The 20,609-nt window shown below is 66.7% G+C and carries 15 protein-coding genes; 4 read left to right on the top strand and 11 right to left on the bottom strand.

Translation table 11 applies throughout. The annotated features are described in order from the left end of the window. Positions 1 to 4: 4 nt before the first annotated feature. The 5 genes from LG299_RS09410 to LG299_RS09430 all read right to left on the bottom strand — a co-directional run bounded on the left by LG299_RS09410 (position 5) and on the right by LG299_RS09430 (position 4,941). Entirely contained in the window at positions 5 to 1,030 is a 1,026-nt protein-coding gene (locus tag LG299_RS09410; protein ID WP_404429534.1) for a sugar phosphate isomerase/epimerase family protein, read from the bottom strand. Continuing rightward, positions 1,027 to 2,151, bottom strand: coding sequence for a sugar phosphate isomerase/epimerase family protein (locus LG299_RS09415; protein ID WP_404429536.1), 1,125 nt, complete (start codon positions 2,149 to 2,151; stop codon positions 1,027 to 1,029). The genes LG299_RS09410 and LG299_RS09415 overlap by 4 nt, the downstream gene beginning before the upstream one ends. Continuing rightward, complete coding sequence (locus tag LG299_RS09420) at positions 2,148 to 2,543, bottom strand: DUF6379 domain-containing protein (protein ID WP_404429538.1); 396 nt, start codon at positions 2,541 to 2,543, stop codon at positions 2,148 to 2,150. The genes LG299_RS09415 and LG299_RS09420 overlap by 4 nt, the downstream gene beginning before the upstream one ends. Positions 2,544 to 2,617: 74 nt before the next feature. Further along, positions 2,618 to 4,150, bottom strand: a complete 1,533-nt coding sequence (locus LG299_RS09425; protein ID WP_404429540.1) for a GMC oxidoreductase — start codon at positions 4,148 to 4,150, stop codon at positions 2,618 to 2,620. Further along, complete coding sequence (locus LG299_RS09430; RefSeq protein ID WP_404429542.1) at positions 4,147 to 4,941, bottom strand: TIM barrel protein; 795 nt, start codon at positions 4,939 to 4,941, stop codon at positions 4,147 to 4,149. The genes LG299_RS09425 and LG299_RS09430 overlap by 4 nt, the downstream gene beginning before the upstream one ends. 142 nt (positions 4,942 to 5,083) lie before the next feature. Between LG299_RS09430 and LG299_RS09435 the strand changes: the two genes are divergently transcribed. After that, positions 5,084 to 6,070 carry a LysR family transcriptional regulator gene (locus LG299_RS09435; protein ID WP_404429544.1) on the top strand — a complete coding sequence of 329 codons (987 nt, stop codon included), beginning with the start codon at positions 5,084 to 5,086 and terminating at the stop codon, positions 6,068 to 6,070. Here the strand turns inward: LG299_RS09435 and LG299_RS09440 are convergent. Beyond that, positions 6,060 to 6,896 (bottom strand): carbohydrate ABC transporter permease, encoded by an 837-nt coding sequence (locus LG299_RS09440; protein WP_404429546.1) that lies wholly within the window; start codon positions 6,894 to 6,896, stop codon positions 6,060 to 6,062. The genes LG299_RS09435 and LG299_RS09440 overlap by 11 nt on opposite strands. A gap of 3 nt (positions 6,897 to 6,899) precedes the next feature. Next, positions 6,900 to 7,853, bottom strand: a complete 954-nt coding sequence (locus LG299_RS09445; protein WP_404429548.1) for a carbohydrate ABC transporter permease — start codon at positions 7,851 to 7,853, stop codon at positions 6,900 to 6,902. A 170-nt stretch (positions 7,854 to 8,023) separates the two neighbouring features. On the opposite strand from LG299_RS09445, the gene LG299_RS09450 reads away from it, so the two are divergent. The 3 genes from LG299_RS09450 to LG299_RS09460 all read left to right on the top strand — a co-directional run bounded on the left by LG299_RS09450 (position 8,024) and on the right by LG299_RS09460 (position 14,920). Continuing rightward, on the top strand, positions 8,024 to 11,218 hold the full coding sequence (locus LG299_RS09450; RefSeq protein WP_404429550.1) for a glycosyl hydrolase: 3,195 nt from the start codon (positions 8,024 to 8,026) through the stop codon (positions 11,216 to 11,218). Between the two features lie 150 nt (positions 11,219 to 11,368). Beyond that, entirely contained in the window at positions 11,369 to 12,670 is a 1,302-nt protein-coding gene (locus LG299_RS09455; protein ID WP_404429552.1) for an ABC transporter substrate-binding protein, read from the top strand. Positions 12,671 to 12,745: 75 nt separating this feature from the next. Continuing rightward, positions 12,746 to 14,920 (top strand): glycoside hydrolase family 3 N-terminal domain-containing protein, encoded by a 2,175-nt coding sequence (locus LG299_RS09460; protein WP_404429554.1) that lies wholly within the window; start codon positions 12,746 to 12,748, stop codon positions 14,918 to 14,920. Positions 14,921 to 15,067: 147 nt separating this feature from the next. On the opposite strand, the gene LG299_RS09465 is transcribed toward LG299_RS09460, so the two are convergent. From LG299_RS09465 to LG299_RS09480, 4 genes are read right to left on the bottom strand one after another with little or no spacing between them, the layout of a single operon-like run. Further along, positions 15,068 to 16,696: a DUF5597 domain-containing protein gene (locus tag LG299_RS09465; RefSeq protein WP_404429556.1), complete on the bottom strand. Its 1,629-nt coding sequence runs from the start codon at positions 16,694 to 16,696 to the stop codon at positions 15,068 to 15,070. After that, the gene (locus LG299_RS09470) at positions 16,693 to 18,168 is read right to left on the bottom strand and encodes a family 43 glycosylhydrolase (RefSeq protein WP_404429558.1); all 1,476 of its coding nucleotides are present in this window, start codon (positions 18,166 to 18,168) and stop codon (positions 16,693 to 16,695) included. The genes LG299_RS09465 and LG299_RS09470 overlap by 4 nt, the downstream gene beginning before the upstream one ends. Next, positions 18,165 to 19,094, bottom strand: coding sequence for an alpha/beta hydrolase (locus LG299_RS09475; protein ID WP_404429560.1), 930 nt, complete (start codon positions 19,092 to 19,094; stop codon positions 18,165 to 18,167). The genes LG299_RS09470 and LG299_RS09475 overlap by 4 nt, the downstream gene beginning before the upstream one ends. Then, on the bottom strand, positions 19,091 to 20,566 hold the full coding sequence (locus LG299_RS09480; protein WP_404429562.1) for a DUF6379 domain-containing protein: 1,476 nt from the start codon (positions 20,564 to 20,566) through the stop codon (positions 19,091 to 19,093). Before LG299_RS09480 ends, LG299_RS09475 begins: the two co-directional genes overlap by 4 nt. Between the last annotated feature and the right edge of the window lie 43 nt (positions 20,567 to 20,609).

Here is a 20,609-nt window from a genome sequence, read left to right on the forward strand (position 1 = left end):
CCTCTCAGGCCGTAACGACGGATTCTTCGATCGCACGGCGCATGAGCGCGTGCTGCTTCTTGACCAGGTCGATCGGGTCGCTCTCGCCGAGGTCAGAGAACGCGTGGCCCTCCCACTCGCTGGAGAGGTACCCCTGGTACCCGCCCTTGACGAACTGCTGCACGATCCGCGGGATGTCCATGGCCGGCTCGTCGCCGTTGTCGTTGATGTCGTAGAACTTCGCGTGCACGTGGAACATCTGCGGCATGATGTCGAGCCACTCTTCCGGCGGCACCAGTCCGTGCATGTTGAATGCGAGGCGCGTGAAGGGGCCGAAGCGCAAGAAGTCGACGCCCTCGCCCGAGAGGTAGTCCTCGAACTTCTGGTTGCGCACGTACATCGGCGTCGGTTCGTGCCAGATCTCGTCCATCACGGGGAAGTGCTTCTCGTCCATGCCCATCTGACCGAGCGTGCGCAGCAGCGTCGGCGAAAGGGAGTGCATGGTCGACGAGAAGTCCGCGGTGAACCCGAGGCGCTCCGACTGAAGCTCGTCGTACATCTCGCGCATCTGCACCACAGCGGGGTCGTTGGGTCCCGACGGCGCGTGGATCTCGTACCCGAGACGCTGGTCGTACTTCTCCGCCAGCGGCAGCAGACTGCGCAGCAGTTCTTTGCCGTGCGAACGGATCACGATCGTCTTGAACCCGAGGGTGTGCGCGGTCTTCAGCTGACGAGCGAGAAAGTCGTGCTCTTCGTCGGGGGTCATGTCGCGATCTTTACGCCGCCCCATGTCGAGGTTCGTTCCGACCGCGCTCGCCTCGAGGCCGTACTTCTCGAGTGAGTCGAACCACAGTGTGACGAACGCGTTGTCGACGTCGGGGTAGGTGCGCAGCAGCTGCGCGATGTTGAACTCGACGCCGGGGCCGATGCCGTTCTCGGCGACGGCGGCGATCAGCGTTTCGGGCGTGTAGATGCCACCCGCGAACTCGCTCGTCATCGAATACAGCGTCGTGCCCAGCTTGATGCCGGTACCGGCGATTCCGTCGCTCATGCTCCTGCTCCCCGTGTCGTGCTCTGTGTGGTGGGAAGCCAGGCGCCGAGCTGTGCGCGGGCCTCTGCCAAATCGGTGACCATGCGCGAGCCGGCATCGGCGGCGGCGGAGCGCTGCACAGCCTGCTCGGCGCGGATGATGTCGAACGGCGACTCCCAGTGGTTCCAGTGCCAGCCTTCGTACTCGCTCGAGATCGCGCCGTTGTAGCCGTTCTCGACCAGGAGCTTCACGAGGTCGCGGACGGGAACCGAGGGCTCTTCGCCGTTCTCGTCGATGCCGAAGAACTTGCCGTGGACGTGCTTGATCCAGGGTGCGATCTCGAGCCAGTCATCCACACGGGCGGGGCCGAACAGTCCCGTGCCGTTGATGCCGAAGTCGATGCCCAGATCGGGGCGACCGTTCTTCGCGGCGAGCCCGATGAACGACCCGAAGCGCTGACCGTGTACGGCCTGATCGGCCGGCGGTCCCTGCTCGTAGTACGTGTTCCAGAGGTCGACGACCTGACCGAGGAGCTCTTCGGATGCCCCACGGCGGCGGTACGCCTCGATGAGCGACGGAGCGAAGCCCGACACGGTCGCACCCCAGTCCATCGTGAAGCCGAGGAACGGAGAGCCGACCTTTTCATACCGGTCGCGCAGCGCGAGGATGCGCGGGTGCGACGCGTACTGGTCGGCGTGCACTTCGAGGGCGAGGGTGACTCCGTGCGCTTCGGCGATCGGAGCGAGCGCCTCCATCGAGTCGGGCTCGATCGAGATCTGCACGCGGGCGATCGGGAAGCCGAGTGTCGCGGCCGCCTTGATCTGCCGCGTCATGTATTCGATGAGTTCGTCCTGATTGAGCAAGCGATCGCGGTGGATGCCGATGTCGGCGTTGACCGCGAGCGAGGTCGTGACCAGCCCGACCTCATCCACGAGGTCGCGGAACCAGCCTGCGTACTCGTCGTCGATCTCTGGGAAGCCACGGAAGCTCGAGAACCCGATGATCTCCAGACCCGGGCCGAAGCCCTCGGCCGCGGTCTTGCGGATGAGGCCCTCGAGGTCGTACTCGCGCCCGTGGAAGGCGCGGGTGAAGCTGTAGAGCGTGACGCCCTGGATGGGCGAGCCAAGCGAAGACTCGGTCATGCTGCCACCGCCTTCATGGTCTTGGTGTTGGATTCGTCGATGTGCAGCGTCTCGGTGTCCGAGATGATGATGTACGGGATGTAGAGCGTCAGCCCCACGGTCACCTCGTGCTCGGCATCCGGCTCGATCGAGAAGTCGCCGGAAAGCACGGCCGAATCGGTGGGGAACCACCACTCGTCGGTGTTGGTGCGCAGCTCGTCGAACGTGGACTCGCGCCCGTTCATCTGCCAGCGCAGCGACTCGCTCGGCGCCTCGACGCCGTCGATGATCAGCTTTGCGCCGGCGATGCACGAGCCCGGGAGCGCGCGATACCAGGGAAGGCGAATCTCGACAGCAGCGCGAGCACCGTCGGTCGTGAGCGTTCCCTGCTCGATGATGCGATCGGGGATCACAAGAACCTCCTGGTTGTGGGCCGACTCAAGCGGCCGGACATCTTTGTCATTGTTTCTTCATTCTAATGTCGAAATCAGACAAAAGCAAGGTCTGAGGCGATCTTTCGCGCGCCCCGGACCGCGAGCGCCACGCTCGTGAGCGTCGGATTGCACGCGGTCGACGTGGGGATGACCCCGTTGCCGGCGACGAAGAGTCCCGGGACCCCCCACACCTGGCTGTCGGAATCACAGACGCTCTCGCCGTCGTCGGCGAGCCCCATGCGGGTGCTGCCCTGGTAGTGCAGCGAGGCGCCGAGCGGCATCATGAACGGCCGATCGTCGAGGGGTTCGCCGATCGCCTTTCCGAGGCGAACGACCTCGGCCTTCGCGCGCTCGATGACCTCGTGGTCGCGGGCACTCAGTGTGTAGTGCACGGTCGGCGCCGGCATCCCGTAACCGTCGACGTCACCGTCTGTGAACTCGACCCGATCGGATGCCTGCAGATCTTTCGCGCAGAACAGCCCGAGACCCACGATCGATCCGGGGGCCGCAGGATCGTCTTCAGCGAGCTTCACGGGCGAGGCGTCGAGTTGCATGACCTGCCCGTGAAAGGGCATCTCGTCGGTGAACGGCACCCATGTCACGCCGCTGTACTCGCTGAGTCCGGTCTGCGCGGCACCCTCGGCACCCTCGGCGGGGACGAAGTCGCGAATGCGCACGGCGAAGACGATCTGCGCCTGGTCGTTGAGATAGCGACCCAGAGCAGGGGGGCGGATGCCGGAGGCCCAGAGCACCTGCGGAGTCCGCAGCGCGTCGGCGGCCACGACGACGTACCGCGCGCGGACCTCGTGGTTCTCGCCGGTACGCCGATCGGTCACCACGACACCTGTCGCGCGCCCGTCCTCGACGAGCACGCGGGTGACGAGCGACTCGTCGAAGAGGTGGAAGTTCGCGTTCGCCCTGGCCTCATCGCCCAGCACGACATCGGATCCCGACCACACCAGCCGGCCGTCCTCACGGCGGTGCACCGCGAGCGGCATCCGCTGGACGCGTTCGTGGTCTTCACGCCCCGCATCGGCGGCCGCGGCAAGCCGACCCCGGACGAGCGGCGCATGGGGCGACGCGTCGAAGGCGTTGGCGGTGACACCGAGGAGCCGCTCGGCCTCAGCCAACAGCTCGTCGAGTTCGCCCGTCGCGTCGAGAAAGTCGATGCGCTCGCTGTCGTTCGGCCGTGGACAAGCGCCGGTCCAGTGCGCGGCCATGCCACCCACGTTGCTCGACATCGCCGCCGCAGGAAGGCCCTCTTCACCCTCGACCTGGTAGCCCGATTCGAGGAGGAACGTGCCGGGCCGCGCCCGACGCTGCGCGGTCTTGACGATTCCGCCCACGCGATCGCCGTCGTCGTGCGCGTCCGGTCCTTCCGAGCGCACCTGGGCATCGGCGCGCTCGTCGGCATCGGCGATGTTCTTCACGTGCGCGCCGGGCGGGTTCGAGACCGTGGGACCGACCTCGAACATGGCGACCTCGGCATCCGGAGCGATTTCACTCAGGATGCGGGCGTACGCGGCGCCCGTCGGGCCACTGCCGACGATCGCGACGTCGACCGATGCCGGATAGCGATCGCTCACGCCTGGGCCGCCAGTTCGCGGATGTACTGCACCGACTGGGACGACTCGGTGGTCGGGTAGTACTCGAGCCCGATGGGTCCGCCGTAGCCCGAAGCGCGCAGCGTGGCGAGGGTCGCCGGCCAGTCGAGCGAACCCGTGCCCGGCTCTCCGCGGCCGTCGGTGTCGGCAAGCTGCACGTACTTCACGATCGAGCCGGCGTTCGCTAGCTCCACCGCCATGTCTTCGCCCTCGACGGCCGAGTGGTAGATGTCGTAGAGCACACCGAAGAACGGCGAGTCGACGCCGTTCGCGACGTAGACGCCCTCGGCGGTGCGATCCAGCAGCGAGCCCGGGTGGTCGACGCGCACGTTGACCGGCTCGAGAACGAGGGTGATACCCGAGCCGTCGATCTGAGCGATCGCCTTCTGGTAGATCTCGATCAGCTTGTCGAGCTGCACCTGGCGCTTCCACCCGCCGAAGCCGGTGCCGCTGCCCACGACGATGCGGGGCGTACCGAGCATGTGCGCGATCTCGACACCCTCATCGAGTTTGCGGAAGAACTCGGAGTGATCCCACGGCGGAATCATGAACTGTGTGCGCGGCTCAGAGAGTTGGGCGGTGAGCTGCACGCCGGTCTCTTCCAGCGCCGCCTTGAGCGCGGGGAGATCCTTCGGCGTCGCGGGAGCGTCGACACCGGTCGGGCCCCACATTTCCACGGCGTCGAAGCCGGCTGCCGCGGCTGCGCGCACGCGGTCGTGGTAGTCACCGGCTTCGGTGAAGAGGAGTTCGATGTTGGGTGCGAGCTGGTACATGGCCTGTCCTTCGGGGTGTGGCAAAGAGGGTGATTCGTCTGGATCAGGCGGCATCGCTTCGACGAATGACGGATGCCGCCGGAATAGATCGCCTGGATATGATGGGCGGCACACCCGTCGCCTGCCGAAGGATCACATCGCTGTGGCCGATCACCCGCTTCTGTCCCGTCTCGACCTGAATCTGCTGGTCGCGCTGGATGCCCTGCTCACCGAGCGCAGCGTGACGCGAGCGGCGGAGCGGTTGCATCTGAGTCAGCCCGCGCTGAGCGCGTCGCTTGCTCGACTGCGCAATCACTTCAACGACCCGATCCTTGCTCGCCGCGGCAACGCGTACGAGCTCACACCGCTGGCCTTGCGTCTGTCGGAGCACACCACGATTGCTCTGGATGCTGCGCGCCGCGTGTTCGAGAGCCAGGCGACGTGGACCCCACACGAGTCGACGCGGGAATTCTCGATCTATGGATCGGACTACGGCTTCGCCACCATCGGTGCGGCCGTCTCGCGCGTCGCCGCACGAACCGCGCCGGGTGTGCGCTTTCGCTTCATGCTGCACAACACCCCGATCGTCGATGACGCGGCCAACAGCCTGCGATCGGTCGATGCGATGGTCATCCCGCACGGATTCATCACCGATATGCCCTACGAAGACCTGTGGCGAGACCGGTGGGTGGTCGTCGCCGACGAGTCCAACGCGGCCGTGGCCGAGGGGCTGACGTGGGACATTCTTCGAGCCTCGCCGTGGGTGTTCACCTATCGATCCCGCTCGGCGTTCACGTCGGCCGGCCGTCAGTTGCAGATGATGGGCCTCGAGCCCGTCGTCGACGTGGTGGTCGAGAGCTTCCTGGCCCTGGGCCACTTCATCGTCGGCACGAACCGACTGGGTCTCGTGCAGTCGGCCCTGGCTCCCGAGATCGCCCGACTCAGCGGCATCCGCATTCTGGAACCGCCGTTCGATGCGACTCCCACCGCGAATGCGCTGTGGTGGCATCCCGTCCACGATCGTGATCCCGAACATGCGTGGATGCGCTCCATCTTCCTGGAGGCCGCCCGCGAGGTGCGATCCGAAGTGTCGGGTGGTGACCGCTACATCGAACCGATCGACATAGCGAGCGACCCGGTCAGCCTTTGAGTCCACCGGCGAATCCTTGGATGAACTGCTTCTGCGCGAACATGTAGAACGCGAGGATCGGGACCATCGAGATGATCACGACCGCGAAGATCTTGTTCCACGCCGAGAGCAGTCCACCGACGTAGGTGTACATGGCGACCGGCAGGGTCTGCGTGTCGGAGCCGCCGAGGAAGATCAGCGAGTTGAAGAAGTCGTTCCAGACGATCAGGCCCGCGAGGATCGCAACCGTGCCGGTGGCCGGCGCCATCAGCGGGAGCACGACACGGAAGAACGCCTGCGTGGGCGTCGCGCCATCGATCACGGCGGCCTCTTCGTACTCGGTCGAGAGCCCCCGGAAGAAGCTCGCGTACAAGAAGACCGACAGCGGCAGCAGGATGCCGATCCACAGCAGGATCATTCCGACCGCGTTACCGGTCAAGCCGACACTGCGCGCTCCGATGTAGAGCGGCACCGTACCCAGTTGGGCGGGCAGGATGATCGCGATCAGCACGAGGTAGAAGGTGACGGTCGTCCACCGGCGCGTACGGCGGGCGATGACGTACGCCGCCGCGGAGCCCAGCAGCACGAGTCCCGCGATGGCGCCCGCGGTGATGATGACGCTGTTCAGGATGCTCATCGGGATGCTGTTGCGACCCGTGCTGGTGAGTACCTCGATGAATGCGTCGAAGGTCACCGTGGTGGGCGGCGCAACCGCGCTGGTGGTGAGCGCTTCCTCGTCAGACTTCAGCGAGGTCACGATGAGGATGTAGAACGGCAGAAGACCCAGCAGGGTGACGACCCAGACGAAGACTTCACGGACGGCGGTGGCCTTGGTGTAACGGAACATCGGTCAGGCCTTTCGAGCGTCGCGGTCGCGGGTGACGTACTGCTGGAGGATGGCGAAGGCCAGGATGATGACGGTCAGCACCAGCGCGAGAGCTGAGCCGAAACCGAACTGCCCCAGCGAGAACGCCTGCTTATAGATCTCGGTCGCAAGGGTTTCTGTTGCACCGGCTGGGCCTCCGCCGGTCAAGGCGAAGATCTGGTCGAAGATGCGCAGACCCTGAATGATCCCGAGCGTGGTCGCGATGGCGATCGAGGGGCGAATGGCCGGAACAGTGACGTGCCAGAAGCGACCCCAGATACCGGCGCCGTCCAGCGCGGCGGCTTCTTCGATCTCGACCGGCACCGAGGCGAGACCTGCGAGGTAGATCACCATGGTGAAACCGGTCTGCTGCCACACCACGGTGAAGAGAATGGCCCAGATCGACCATGTGGGATCGGCGAGCCAGACCTTCTGGAACTCCTCCAGACCGATGAGTGCGAGAAAGCCGTTCAGCGGCCCTTCGTACTGGAAGATGAACTTCCAGACGTACGCCACCGCCAGCGGGCTGAGCACTACGGGCATGAACAGCAGCGTGCGCAGGATGTAACGGGACTTGAGCGTCCGGTTGATCGCGAGCGCGAACAGCAGACCGATGACGTTGGTCAGGATCACCGAGCCGAACGCGAGGAACAGCGTGTTGCCCACTGCTCCGACGAGCTGCGGATCATTGAAGATCCGCTCGAAGTTGTCCAGTCCGATGAACTCCCAGTCGCCCAGGCCCGTCCAGTTCGTGAAGGCGAAGAAACCGCCCGTCAACGTCGCCGCGTAGTGCACGGCGATGACCAGCACGACGGCCGGCAGTGCCCACCACCAGTGGCCGTAGCTGATCAGCGGCCTCCGCGTGGTGCGGGGCGGCGGCGTGCGCCGAGCTTTGGGAGGCACGGTGAGGGTGCGAGTACTGTTCTCGTCGATCGTCACTGTCGTCTGCTCTCTGACCTCGTCGTCATGGCGCTACCGTTCTCAGCGCCCTCTCACCACTATCACACGCTTGCGTCGAAATCACACATTAGTCCTAGCGATATCCGGTATAAGTCCCGCTGTGATCGGTGACCGTGCGCCGCCGGTGATCGAGATGTCAGGATGCAGCGGTGAGCACCATCGGCGACGATCGCAGCGACGGCCCACCCGCAGAACTCTGGCGAACGTTCGTCGAGCCACCCGACGAAGCCAGGCCGAGGGCCTGGTGGCACTGGATGGACGGCAACATCGACCCGGCCGGGATCGTGCGTGACCTGACCTGGTTGAACGAGGTGGGGGTTCGCGGCGTGCAGCTCTTCGACGGCGGAATGGGAGTGCCTCTCGTTGTGCCCGAAGCCGTGCGTCCCGGCTCCTCCGTGTGGGACGAGGCGGTGGAGACCGCCGTCCGCGTCGCTGATGAGCTCGGGCTGGAGCTCGCAGTGGCGACATCGTCGGGATGGAGCGCCACGGGCGGACCGTGGGTGCGACCTGAAGATGCGATGAAGAAGGTCGTCTGGACCGAAGCATCCGTCGATGGCGGCAGCCCGGTCACCCACGCGCTGCCTTCTCTGCCGGCGACGACCGGTCTCTACCAGGATGCTCCGCGCTGGGGCGGATCGTCGGGCGCCGAGTTCTCGACCGACTGGGTCGTTCTCGCCGTCCCCGACAGCCCATCACTCGATGCGCTGCGGCCGGAGACGGTTACCGCCTCCGCCCCCATGGATGAGTGGGGATGCCTCGTGGACGGCTCGTTCTCAGAGTCGATCACCCTCCCCCGCGACCCCGACAGGTGGTCGACCGCATGGGTGGAACAGCACTTCGACGAGCCGGTGACCGTGTGCTCGGTCGTCGTCGGATTGCCCGGCCCGCGAGGGTTCGGCGCGGCTCCGCCACCCGACGCGATGCTGCAGGCCAGCGACGAGGGCACCACCTACCGCGACGTCATACGGATCGATGCGACGACGGCGCCGGTGCGCACGGCGAGCTTCGCGCCGGTGACGGCTCGTCGCTTTCGGCTCGTACTCTCGGGTGGGAGCGCGGCGGATGCTCTGCCGCCCGTCGCCGAGGGCGTGCGCACGCCGCCGGTGCTGCGTCGCGCCGACACCTTTCACGTGGCGGAGTTCGCCCTTCGCGCGTCCGGGCGCGTCCATCATGCCGAGACGAAGGCCGGTTACGCGGTCGTTCCGGACTACTACGGCGTCGACACCGATCCTCGCGCTGAGATCGGCTCGATCGACCCCTCCGCGGTGATCGACCTGACATCGTTCGTTACCAACGGCACAGTGCAATGGGATGCCCCTCCGGGGCGGTGGCGCATCCTGCGCTTCGGCGCCTCGCTCACGGGCCAAACCAACGGACCCGCTCCCGCGGACTCCACAGGACTCGAAGTCGACAAGCTCGACGGCGTCCGTGTCGCCGCTTTTCTCGAGACCCATCTCGCGCGCTTCGGCGACACCGACACCGACGCGTCGAGGTTCGGAGCTCTCCTCAGCGACAGCATCGAGGCGGGCCCACAGAACTGGACCGAGCGGATTCTGGAGGAGTTCCTCGCGCGCCGCGGGTACGACCCGGTGCGGTGGCTTCCCACGCTCGCCGGCTACCTGATCGGCGGGGCCGAAGCATCCGATCGCTTTCTCTTCGACTATCGCCGCACTCTCGCGGAGGTGTTCGCCGATGAGTATTACGGCACGCTCGCACAGGAAGCGCATCGACGCGGGATGACGTACTACGCCGAGGCGCTCGAAGACGGGCGTCCGCAGATCGGCGACGATCTGGCGATGCGATCGCACGCCGACGTGCCGATGGGGGCGATGTGGACCTTCAACCCCGACGCTGGGCCGCGACCGACCTACGTCGCCGACCTGAAGGGGGCGTCGTCAGTCGCCCACGTCTACGGCAAGACGTGGACCGGCAGTGAAGCGTTCACCTCGTTCGACCAACCCTGGTCGTGGTCGCCGCAAGCGCTCAAGCACATCGCCGATCTGCAACTCTCGCTCGGCGTGACGCGATTCTGCATCCACACTTCTCCCCATCAACCACTTACCGCACCGCCGCCCGGGATCTCGCTGGCACCATTCCTCGGCCAAGCGTTCACGATCAACGAAACCTGGTCGAGCATGGCTCGACCGTGGATCGACTACCTCGCCCGCTGCAGTGCGGTGCTGAATTCGGGCCGACCGGCGGTCGACATCGCCGTCTTCGTGGGTGAAGAGGGCCCGGTGACCGGGCTTTTCAACGATGCCCTCGACACCGTTCCCGTCGGCTTCGACTTCGACTACGTCGGCGCGGGCGCTCTCACGGATGTGCTCCGCGTCGAGGAAGGCCACCTGGTCTCGGCGGGTGCGAGCTACCGACTGCTCTCCCTGGGCGGATCGTCGCGGCGGATGACCTTGGCCGCACTGACACAGATCGAAAGACTGGTGGATGCCGGAGCCACCGTCGTCGGCATCCGCCCTGAGTGCTCACCCTCGCTCGCCGATGACCCCGACTCGTTCGCCCAGACATGCGACCGACTGTGGAGTACGGGCCGCGTGTGGGCGGTGTCGCTCGAGCAAGCCCTCGACGAGGCGGGCATGAAACCGCAACTCGCCATCGAAGGTGGCCCGGTGCGGCGTGTTTCGCGCGTTGTCGATGGTCGACTGGTGACGTTCCTTGCGAACCCCACTGGCGCGGAGGTGGTCCTCACCCTCACCCCGCTGACGAGGGAAAGTCTGTGCGGATGGGATCCCGTCGCGGTGGAGCGGGTGCGACTGGAACGCGTCGTCGGGAGCCCGGGGAGTCAGGTGACGTGGATGCTCACCCTCCCACCGTTCGGGTCGATGTTCGTACTCTCCGCGCCAGAGCCGCCCGCCGCACCGACCGCGATCCGCGTACCACTCGAGGGTGAGTGGTCTCAAGAGATGCCCGACGGCGTGACTCGTGCTTCTTCGCCGCACCCGGTGCGGTGGACGGAGGGCCCTGCGCCGGACCTCGGGTTCTCGGGCACCGCGGTCTATCACCACGAGTTCGAGCTCGAGGAGCAGCCGACTGGTTCGGTGCTGCTCCAGTTCGACTCCGTCGATGCGATTGCCCGGGTGATGCTGAATGGGCAGGAGTGCGGCGTGGTGTGGACGGCGCCCTTGCGCGTCGAGGTGACGCAGTCTCTGCGTGCGGGGCGCAACGACCTCTCGATCCACGTGGCCACACCGTGGCGCAACCGTCTGATCAGTGAAGCGGCCGACCCATCAGGTGAGATCTTCGCTCCGACCACGACGGTCTTCGAGAAGAACGCCGCACCCCTGCCTGCCGGACTGCACGGCCCCGTTCACCTGCTCATCACGCCGTGATTGGCCGCGCAACTCGGGATCACTGGGCCTATGGCCGCATATAAGCGATGGTTATGTCGGAATGATGCAAATGGTGCAACAGTGGAAGTGCGGCCCCCGAAGCCGAGCCAGCTGCACCGCTGGCGACAAAGATGTCACGAAAGGTTCGACATGTCACAGCTCTCCACCAACCGGCACTTCCGGTGGTCGCTTCTCGCGCTCCCTGTTGCCGGAGCCCTGGTCCTCGCCGGTTGCGCAGGCGGCACCGACGACAACGGCGGCGGCGGCACCAGCAGCGAAGAGCCGGAAGCCACAGGGTTCTCCATCATGGTCGCCGCGGCGAACGACGCCGACGACTACTACGAGCAGCTCGCGATGCAGTACGCCGAAGAGGCGGGCATCGACATCGAGGTCATCCCCTACCCCTCCGACGCGTACAACACGCAGGTGACGACACAGCTGCAGGCCGGCAACGCGGCCGATGTGATGATTCTCTCGCCCGGCACGGGCCAGCCGATCTCGGTGATCACGCTCGCTGAGGCAGGATTCCTCGAGCCGCTGAATGAGACATCCGCATCGATTCTGCCCGTCGGCAGCGAAGCGCAATTCCAGATCGATGGCGACACGTTCGCGCAGCCGACCTCGCTCACGCCTGTGGGAATGGTGTTCAATGTCACCGCCGCAGAAGAAGTAGGAGTCGAGTACCCCGAAACCTACGAAGATCTTCTCGAGGCGTGCACCACCGCGCGCGACGGCAGCAAGACCTTCACCGTCCTCGCGGGTGGAATCCCCTTCAACACGGGCCTCTTCTCGATGCTCGTCTCAGCCACACGCGTCTACGCAGAGACGCCGGACTGGAACGAGCAGCGCGCTGCGGGTGATGTCACGTTCGCCGACAGCGGCTGGCGCGACGTCCTCGAAGACATCGTCGAGATGAACGACGGCGGATGCTTCCAGGATGGTGCCGCGGGTGGCACGTTCGACAACATCACCGCCGGTCTCGGTGGCGGTACGGCCCTGACCGCAGCTGTCCCCGGAAGCGCGGCAGCCTCGATCTCCACCGCAACCGGCTCTGACCTCAACGTGCAGGCATTCCCGCCCGCATCCGGACAGGACGCCTTCACGCTGACCGGCGCGAACTACGCATGGGCCGTCAACGCGTCATCTGATGATGCGGTCAAGGCGTCGGCGCAGGCCTTCCTTGACTGGGCGGCAGCACCTGAGAACGCCCAGCACTTCGCCGAGATCTCGGGCGCAGTGCCGATCAGCGGCATCGACCCTGCGACGCTGTTGCCCTCCTACGAGCCGATCGGTGAGCTGCTGTCGTCCGGTTCGTACACCGGCGTTCCCAACGCCGCGTGGCCCAACCCTGCCGTCTACGAAGCCCTCGGCACGGGCGTTCAGGGTCTGCTGACCGGCCAGTCCACGGTCGACCAGATCCTCGAAGACATGGATGCGGCCTGGGACCAGTAAGACAGTTCCACAATCGCGGTGGCCGTCCGGGGATCCCCCTGGGCGGCCACCGTCATGTCACCTCACGATCGGATCATGATGACCTGTCCCGACCTCGACGACCTGCTCGCGCGGATGTCGTGGACCGACAAGCTCGCGCAACTGCAGATCATCTGGCGCCGCGACGAAGCAGACGCCGTCGGGCTCGCTCGCGGCGGGATCGGTGCGCTGTTCTGGCCGCAGAGCGCCGAGCGCACGAACGCGCTCCAGCGCGCGGCCGTCCAAGAGAGCGCGCATGGCATCCCGCTCCTCATCGGCTTGGATGTCATCCACGGGCAGTTCACGATCTTCCCGACTCCGCTTGCCCAAGCAGCCAGCTTTGACGTCGCCGTTGCCGAGGCGGACGCCCGGGTATCTGCCGCTGAAGCACGCTCGGGCGGGGTGAACTGGACCTTCTCGCCAATGGTCGACGTGACGCGCGATCCGCGGTGGGGGCGGGTCGTTGAAGGGTTCGGCGAGGACTCCTTCCTCGCTTCAACCTTCGGTGCGGCGAAGGTGCGGGCTTACCAGGGGCACGACCTGTCAGGCGCTGGCTCGATCGCCGCGTGCCTCAAGCACTTCGTCGCCTACGGCGCCGCCGAGGCCGGACGTGACTACAACACCACCGACGTCTCGTGGCGAAGGCTTCGCGAGACGTATCTCGCACCCTTCCGCGCCGGGGTCGCGGCGGGCGCAGCATCCGTCATGGCGTCTTTCAACTCCCTCAACGGCACACCGATGCATGCGCACCGTCGACTCTTGACCGACGTGCTCAGTGGCGAATACGGCTTCGAAGGGGTCGTTGTCGGCGATGCGGAGGGTGTCGCGCAGCTCGTGCCGCATGGCGTGGCGAAGGACGAGACGGATGCCGTGAAGCTCTCACTTTCGGCGGGGCTCGACATCGTCATGGGCGGATCAGAACTCGCCACCGACGGTGTCGCCCTCATCGAGTCGAGCGCGATGGACGCCGCGCGGATCGATGACGCGGTGATGCGGATTCTGCGGCTCAAGAAGGCGCTCGGTCTGTTCGACAATCCGTATACGGATGCCTCTCACGAGCGTTCAGGTCCGACGCCGGAGACCCTCGACCGAGCGCAGTGGGCCGCTGAGCGATGTGTCGTGCTGCTCAAGAACGACGATGCTCTGCTGCCCGTTTCTTCGGGCGCGACGCGCATTCTGCTCACCGGGCCGTATGCCGCCAGCACTGATCACCTCGGCGCCTGGGTGCAGCACTTCGGCGCTGTGGCCGGCACGCTCGAAGACGCGCTGGCCGCAGAGATTCCCGACGCGACCTGGACAGTCTCTGCCGGTGCGGACTTTCTTGAACCCTCGGCCGATCAGATCGCTGAAGCCGCGGCTCTTGCGCTCGAGCAGGACCTGGTCGTCATCGCCGTCGGCGAGCCGAGTTCTCTCTCGGGCGAGGCCAGTTCTCGCGCCGACATCCGGCTTCCGGGTGAGCAGGAGCGACTGATCCATGCGATCGCCGACACGGGCGTGCCGTTCATCGTGCTGCTCGCGACCGGCAGGCCGCTCGTCGTCGAAGACTGGGTCGATCGCGCACCGGCGGTGCTGCTGACGTGGCACCTCGGCACCAGAGCGCCCGAGGCGATCGCACGAGTCGTTTCGGGTGCGGTGAACCCGGGTGGTCGCGTGCCGATGACCTTTCCGCGCGCGGTCGGGCAGATCCCGATCCATCACGACCACGAGAACACCGGGCGCCCCGCGCAGTCAGGCGGCTCGATGGCGGTCGACCGCTGGGACGTCGGACTCCAGGGCCCGAACAATCTCGACGACTACTACACGTCGAAGTTCCTCGACCTCGAGAAGGGTCCGCGCTTCGCGTTCGGGGACGGCCTCAGATACACGAGGTTCGCCGTCGAGACAGCATCCGCCTTACCCGCAGAGATTTCCGTCGCAGACCTCTGCGCCGGCGCGCGCGTCACGGTGTCGGCGACCGTGCGCAACGTCGGCGACCGCGCCGGCGACGAAGTGGTGTTCGCCTACCTGGCCGACCCGGTCGCCTCGATCGCGCAACCCGTGCAGAGGCTGCGCGGGTTCACACGTGTGTCGATGGATGCGGGCGCCGCAGCATCCGTCTCCTTCGAACTCGGCGGGGACGAACTCGGCTTCTGGGACGACGAGAACCACTTCGTGGTCGAACCCGGAGAGCTCGTGATCACCGTCACCGACGGCACCGACTCGCGCGCGTTGAGACTCGTCGTCACAGAGTGATCGGCGTCGGCGGTCAAAGATCCGGGAGATTTCGGCACATCGGCGCGCTGGGCGGCGGAGAGCCCGACACGTCCCGGAAGTTTCACCGCGGCTGGTTGAGAGACGGGTAGGCGTCGATCCTGCGAGGTCGTGGTCGCGTTCTTCCTGTCACACCCGAACGAGTCGGATGCGAGCCGCGCCCACGCGATCGGTCGGCAGGATCATGAGTCGCTCGTCGCCGTTGAGAACCCGACCGTCTGTGACGCGCCCGTCGTCGAGGAGAAGTTCCTGCACGGAGTCGATCTCCACCCGCGCGTCGGCGGCGAAGTAGTCCAGGGTCACCTCGCGTCCGATCACGAGGAAGCCGTCGTCGCCGGTCGCAGCGATCAGGGCGAATGGCCGCGTCTCGCCGGTTGTGGAGATCTGCGCACTGGGGAGAGTCTCGTCGGGCACCTGCAATTCGGTGTCGGGGATGTTCACCCCGGCATCGAGCAGCATTCGCCGGAACAGCGCCCGAGCGGCGCGCGCGGTGATCTCGACGCCGTCGATGTGCCGGGTCTCGCCATCCACGCCGGGCTCGAGAACGACGGCAGCGAGTCCGCCGCGCAGCGCCGCGGCCGCGATCTCACTCTCGAGGCCCGCGACGAACGCGATCGTCGCCGCGAGCTGAGCATCGGGGTTTGCCAGGTCCAACCCGTATCCCGACCATCCGACGGCGCCGTACGTACCGATCGCGCGAATGAGCTCGGCGGGGCTGAGGCGGCACTCCGGAACGAAGAACGGCTGGATGCCGGTGGCGTACTGCGCCATCGCGGCGTCGGCGTCGTGCACGTAGAGGTCAGGCCCCAGGAAGGCGAGCGACGGTGCCGCGGCGCGCCAGATGTCGAGCACGGTCGACGTCGGGCCTCCGCTCGGGTACTGGCCGGGCGTGTCCTGACCGGGCTGCGGGCCGAGCCACGCGTTCGCGTACATCGGGATGTCGGCGATCGCCCGGCCGCGCTGTGCGAGGTGCTCGACGTAGCCGGCGATGGTCCAAGCCATGAACACCTCTTCGGCCGCGGGCGTCTCGCCGAAGACCTGGGGCCACGTCCCGCTCTCGGTGGTGCCGTTCAACTCCCAGAGCTGTCGGGCGGAGGTACTCCCCTGCGCCGTCGCACTCATGTGCGCGATCAACTCGGAGGGCACGTGCGCGTTCCACACCGCCTCCGCGAGCTCGTTGCGGTCGCGGCTGTCGGAGAGCAGGCCGGACTCGTTCTCGACCTGCACCATGACGACGGTGCCGTCCGGGTCGGCATCCGCGAGGTGCCGGATGAGCGCCTCGAAGGCCTTCGCATCGGCCTCGCGCAGCTCCGGGCTGAAGACCGAGAGCACTGGCTTGGCCGTCGCACCCTCGTAGGTGAAGGCTTGCATGCCCTTCGGCTCGACTACCACGCGCGGGAAGCGGGCCGGGTTGCTACGCACCCAGGTGGGCGAGTAGGTGGAGGCCGCGTTCTTGAACGCGCCGAACCACAGCAGCACCAGTCGCATGTCGTTCTTGCGCGCCTCGGCGAGCATGATGTCGACGAGCGAAAAGTCGAACGTGCCCTCGGCCGGCTCGCTGAGCGCCCAGCTGACGGGCGAGAGCACAACGTTCGAGCCGACGAGTCGGACCTGCGCGAACGAGTCCGCGATCGCTTTCGGCGAAGATGAGGCCGAATTGAAGACCTGACCCCCGACGAGGAGCGCGGGTTCCCCGTCGCGGCGCAGCGCGAACGGCGCTTCGCTCGAGAGGGTCCACGGTCGTGTGGCCGGATTCATGTGAGCCTCCGATAGGTGTAGTCGCGAAAGTGCGCCTCGCCATCACCCACGGCATAGAGCGCGGGGCGGAGGCTGAGCAGGTCGCCGGTCGTGTTGGCGTGGTAGCCGGATGTCTCGTACCGCACACCGTGGCGGACCCACTTGCCGCCGGGCACCCGGTACCAGCCGGTGACGATGTGCCGGTCGTTGCGGATGCGCAGCGTCATGCGATCCGTGGTCGGCGCGGGCTCGCGCCAGTGCGTGCGGATGCCGCCCGAGTAGCTCAGCATCCGCTCGCCGTCGATGCCCATCCCGCAGAACAGTCGGTTGTTGAAGAAGAGCAGGAGTCCCGCCTCGACGCCCCGCCCGACCTGGACATCGACCTCGATCTCGTAGGCGTGGTCTCCGGTGAGCATCGCGAGCGGTGACGTGTCAGCGGGTGAGGTGCCCTTGCCCCGCAGCACCAGACCGTCCTCGAGCCGCACGCGGTCGGCCTCACCGCGACCGGGAGCGTGAAAGGTCCAGCGCCGGCCGAGTTCGAGCTGCGAAAAGTCGTCGGTGATGTCGGGTGCCGCCGTCTGGGCGACGGCCCCGACGGGGGCGTCGATCGGTCCGCCGATGTCGCGGACGACCGCCTCGGGCCAGTCGTCCTCGCCCCAGCGGATGGGCTCGAGCAGGATCTGCCGGCCGAGCGTGCGGTAGCCGTTCTCGTAGCCGTGCGAGATCATCCACCAGTCGTCGGACTCGGCAGCCGCACCCGGACCAGGCAAGAGCGTGGCGTGGCCCCGCGACCACCACGCCTCGGACGCATCCTCGGTGCGGGCGATCGGGTTGCGGGGGTGGTTCTCCCACGGTCCGTGCACCGACCGCGAGCGCGCGACGATCACCATGTGTCCGGTCGCCGGGCCAGCGGTGCCACCGACGGCGCTGACGAGGTAGACCCACCCCTTGCGCCAGAAAAGCTTCGGCCCCTCAAGCGCATACGCTTCGGTGATCCACTCGTCGGGGTACCGCCAGCCGTCGTACACCTTCTCGAGTTCACCCACCGTCGAGAGGCCGTCATCGGCGAGACGGATGCGGCGCACCCCGCTCACGAAGAGGTAGCGGTGCCCGTCCTCGCCGGCCACGTGCCCGGGGTCGATCGCCCCGCGAATGCCGAGGTCGATGGGCTCGGACCACGGGCCGCTCATCGACGGTGCGTGGATCACGAAGATCGAGGCATCCGTCAACGTCGACCACGGCGTCGGGATGAACGGGATGTATATGAAGAAGCGGCCGTCGTGCTCAGCGATGTCGACGGCGAACGTGCTGCCGATCGGTTCGGGCAGTGCGGCGGTCTCGTACGTCCAGTTCACCAGGTCGGTCGAGCGGTGCAGCGGCAGTCCCGGCGCCGCCTCGAACGACGAGTAGGTGAGCCAGTACTCGTCGCCCACCTTGATGACAGCCGGGTCAGGCCGGTCTCCCGCGACGATCGGGTTAGTGAAGGTGGTCACGATCTCGCACCGACCCATTTCGCGATCGCCTCGATCGTAGGCAGAGCCGTCGGGTCGGAAGGTTCGTTGATGTGACCATGGTCGGCACCTGGCTCCAGGTGCACTTCCACGTCGATCCCTGCGTCCGCGAGTTGCCGCGCGAACGCTTCTCCCGAAGGTCGCAGACCGTCCTTGTCGCACACGACGATGAGGGTCGGCGGGAATCCGTCCACCCGCCCGAGAGCGGCGAACGCGTGCGGGTCGCGCAGGGACTCGTCCGACCCCGCGAAGTTCATCGCGAGCTGGCCGTGCGGCGAGGACGGGTCGATCTCAGCCGATGCCTCGGGTCCGTTCGGGTGCAGGACGGGATAGACCAGAATCAGTCCTTCGGGGACGCGATCACCGGCATCCTGCATCTGCGCGACTGCCCCCGCCGTCAGGTTGCCGCCCGCGCTCGCGCCGCCGAGCAGCACCGCATCAGCGCCGACCCCGAACAGCCCCTCGGCGTGCGCGACGGCGTGCCGCCACGCGGTGCGCACCTCGTCGGTCGGCTCGGGGAAGTGCACGTCGCCCAGGCACTTGACGTAATCGACCGACAGCACCGGGATGCCGCGGGCGGCGAGTTCGAGCGCGACCCAATTCGCCTCGGGCATGTCGAGGTACCCGCCGATGAACGCACCGCCGTGCACCCACACGAGGGCCCGACCGGATGCCGCCGCCGTGGCATCCCGATACAGCCTCGCCGGGACGAGCCTGCCGTAGGGTCCGTCGATGCGGAGGTCGGCGGTCTCCACGGCCGCGAGGTGCGCGAAGCGGCGCTTCAACGACGCGGTGTCGATGTCGGTGCGGGGGTCGGCCGGCTCACCGTGCTCGGCAAGCCAGCGAACGGCATCCGCGATCGGCATGCGGCGGAAGTCCGGCACCTCCGCCGTCTGCGTATCGGTCATGCCGGCTGAAGCTCCCGCATCGAGCGGCGGATGAGGTCGTGCTGCTTGCGGACGAGCACGAGCGGGTCAACCTCGCCGAGCTCGGCGAACGCGTGACCTTCCCACTCGCTCGACCAGTAGCCGCGGTAGCCGCCCTCGACGAAGACGCGCACGAGCTCGGGGTAGTCGATCGCGGGCTCCTGCCCGGTCTCGTCGATGTCGTAGAACTTCGCGTGCACGTGCATGATCTGCGGCATGATGTCGGCCCACTCCTGCGGCGCGACGTGCCCGTGCATGTTGAAGGCGAGGTGCGCGAACGATCCCAGGCGACCCGGGTCGAAGTCACGGCTCTTCAGATAGCCGATGAACTCCTGCTGGCGCTCTTGCATCGAGGCATCCGTCGCCCAGATCTTCTGCAGCATCGCGAGCGCCTCGTCGTCGAGCCCGGCGCGCTGCACCGCGCGAAGCAGCGTCGGCGACATCGCGTGCATCGTCGAGGAGAAGTCCGCGACGAAGCCGAGCAGCGGCGAGTCGAGCTCGTCATAGACCTCGCGCACCTTCATGACGGCGGGTGCGTTCGGGCCCATCGGCGCGTGGATCTCGTACGCGAGTTTGAGGTTGAGCTCCTCGGCGATGGGAAGGAGTCGGCGCAACAGGGTCGGATTGGCGCTCTGGATGCGCACGAGCGGGAATCCGAGGGCCGCGGCATCCCGGAAGAGGATCTCGCTGAACTCGAACTCTTCGTCGTCGGTCATATCGCGGTCGCGGCGGCGGCCCATGTCGAGGTTCGCGCCGAACGAGCTCTCATCGAACCCGTACTTGTCGAACGCGGCACGCCAGTTGCTGATGAACTCGGGCGAGAGGTACGGATAGGTGGGCAGCGCCTGCGAGGCGACGATCTCGATACCGGGGCCGATGCCGAGCTCCGCGACACGGGCGAGCAGACTGTCGAAGTCGTACCAGCCGGCGCGGAACTCGGCGCTGGCCGAATAGAGCGTCAGGCCGAGCTTGAAGGGGTCGGCGTCGGTCGCCGGAGGCGGCGGAGCGATGTCGGTCACAAGCGCCGGGGGCGCAGCATCCTGATCCGTCGCGGTCAGCGTGAACGACTGACGCACGAAGTTCGGCACGTACATGCCCGGTCCGCCGTCCTTGCCGGGGGCGATCTGCATGTACGGCAGGCGCAGCTCGCCGACGATCTCGACATCGTGCGTGTCACCGAGCGCGATCGGCGCTTCGCGCCGGACGATCAGCAGCGGGTGCTGCTGCAGGTACCAGAGGGTCTCGCTCTGCTCGGGCAATTGGTCGAGCGAGTAACGCGATCCGTTCAGCTCGAAGGCGATGTCGGCGGCCGAGACCTCGACGCCGTCGATCGTGACCTTCAGTGTGCCGACCGATGACAGCCAGAGGCTGCGGTACCAGGGCAGTGTGAGCGACAGCGCGAGGCCGTCGGGGTGCACGCGCAGGCTGTCTTCGGCGATGAGTCCATTGGGCATTGTCGTGTTCCTTCGAGTTTCATTGGCGGATGCTTCGGCTCGC

Origin of the sequence: Microbacterium lacus, from assembly GCF_044794305.1 — a bacterium.
Classification (GTDB): Bacteria; Actinomycetota; Actinomycetes; order Actinomycetales; family Microbacteriaceae; genus Microbacterium; species Microbacterium lacus_B.

What these genes read in the sequence shown, in the direction of transcription:
- LG299_RS09410 (WP_404429534.1), bottom strand. Translation starts at nt 1,030, where the DNA reads ATGAGCGACGGAATCGCCGGTACCGGCATCAAGCTGGGCACGACGCTG.
- LG299_RS09415 (WP_404429536.1), bottom strand. Translation starts at nt 2,151, where the DNA reads ATGACCGAGTCTTCGCTTGGCTCGCCCATCCAGGGCGTCACGCTCTAC.
- LG299_RS09430 (WP_404429542.1), bottom strand. Translation starts at nt 4,941, where the DNA reads ATGTACCAGCTCGCACCCAACATCGAACTCCTCTTCACCGAAGCCGGT.
- LG299_RS09440 (WP_404429546.1), bottom strand. Translation starts at nt 6,896, where the DNA reads ATGTTCCGTTACACCAAGGCCACCGCCGTCCGTGAAGTCTTCGTCTGG.
- LG299_RS09455 (WP_404429552.1), top strand. Translation starts at nt 11,369, where the DNA reads ATGTCACAGCTCTCCACCAACCGGCACTTCCGGTGGTCGCTTCTCGCG.
- LG299_RS09460 (WP_404429554.1), top strand. Translation starts at nt 12,746, where the DNA reads ATGATGACCTGTCCCGACCTCGACGACCTGCTCGCGCGGATGTCGTGG.
- LG299_RS09465 (WP_404429556.1), bottom strand. Translation starts at nt 16,696, where the DNA reads ATGAATCCGGCCACACGACCGTGGACCCTCTCGAGCGAAGCGCCGTTC.
- LG299_RS09475 (WP_404429560.1), bottom strand. Translation starts at nt 19,094, where the DNA reads ATGACCGATACGCAGACGGCGGAGGTGCCGGACTTCCGCCGCATGCCG.
- LG299_RS09480 (WP_404429562.1), bottom strand. Translation starts at nt 20,566, where the DNA reads ATGCCCAATGGACTCATCGCCGAAGACAGCCTGCGCGTGCACCCCGAC.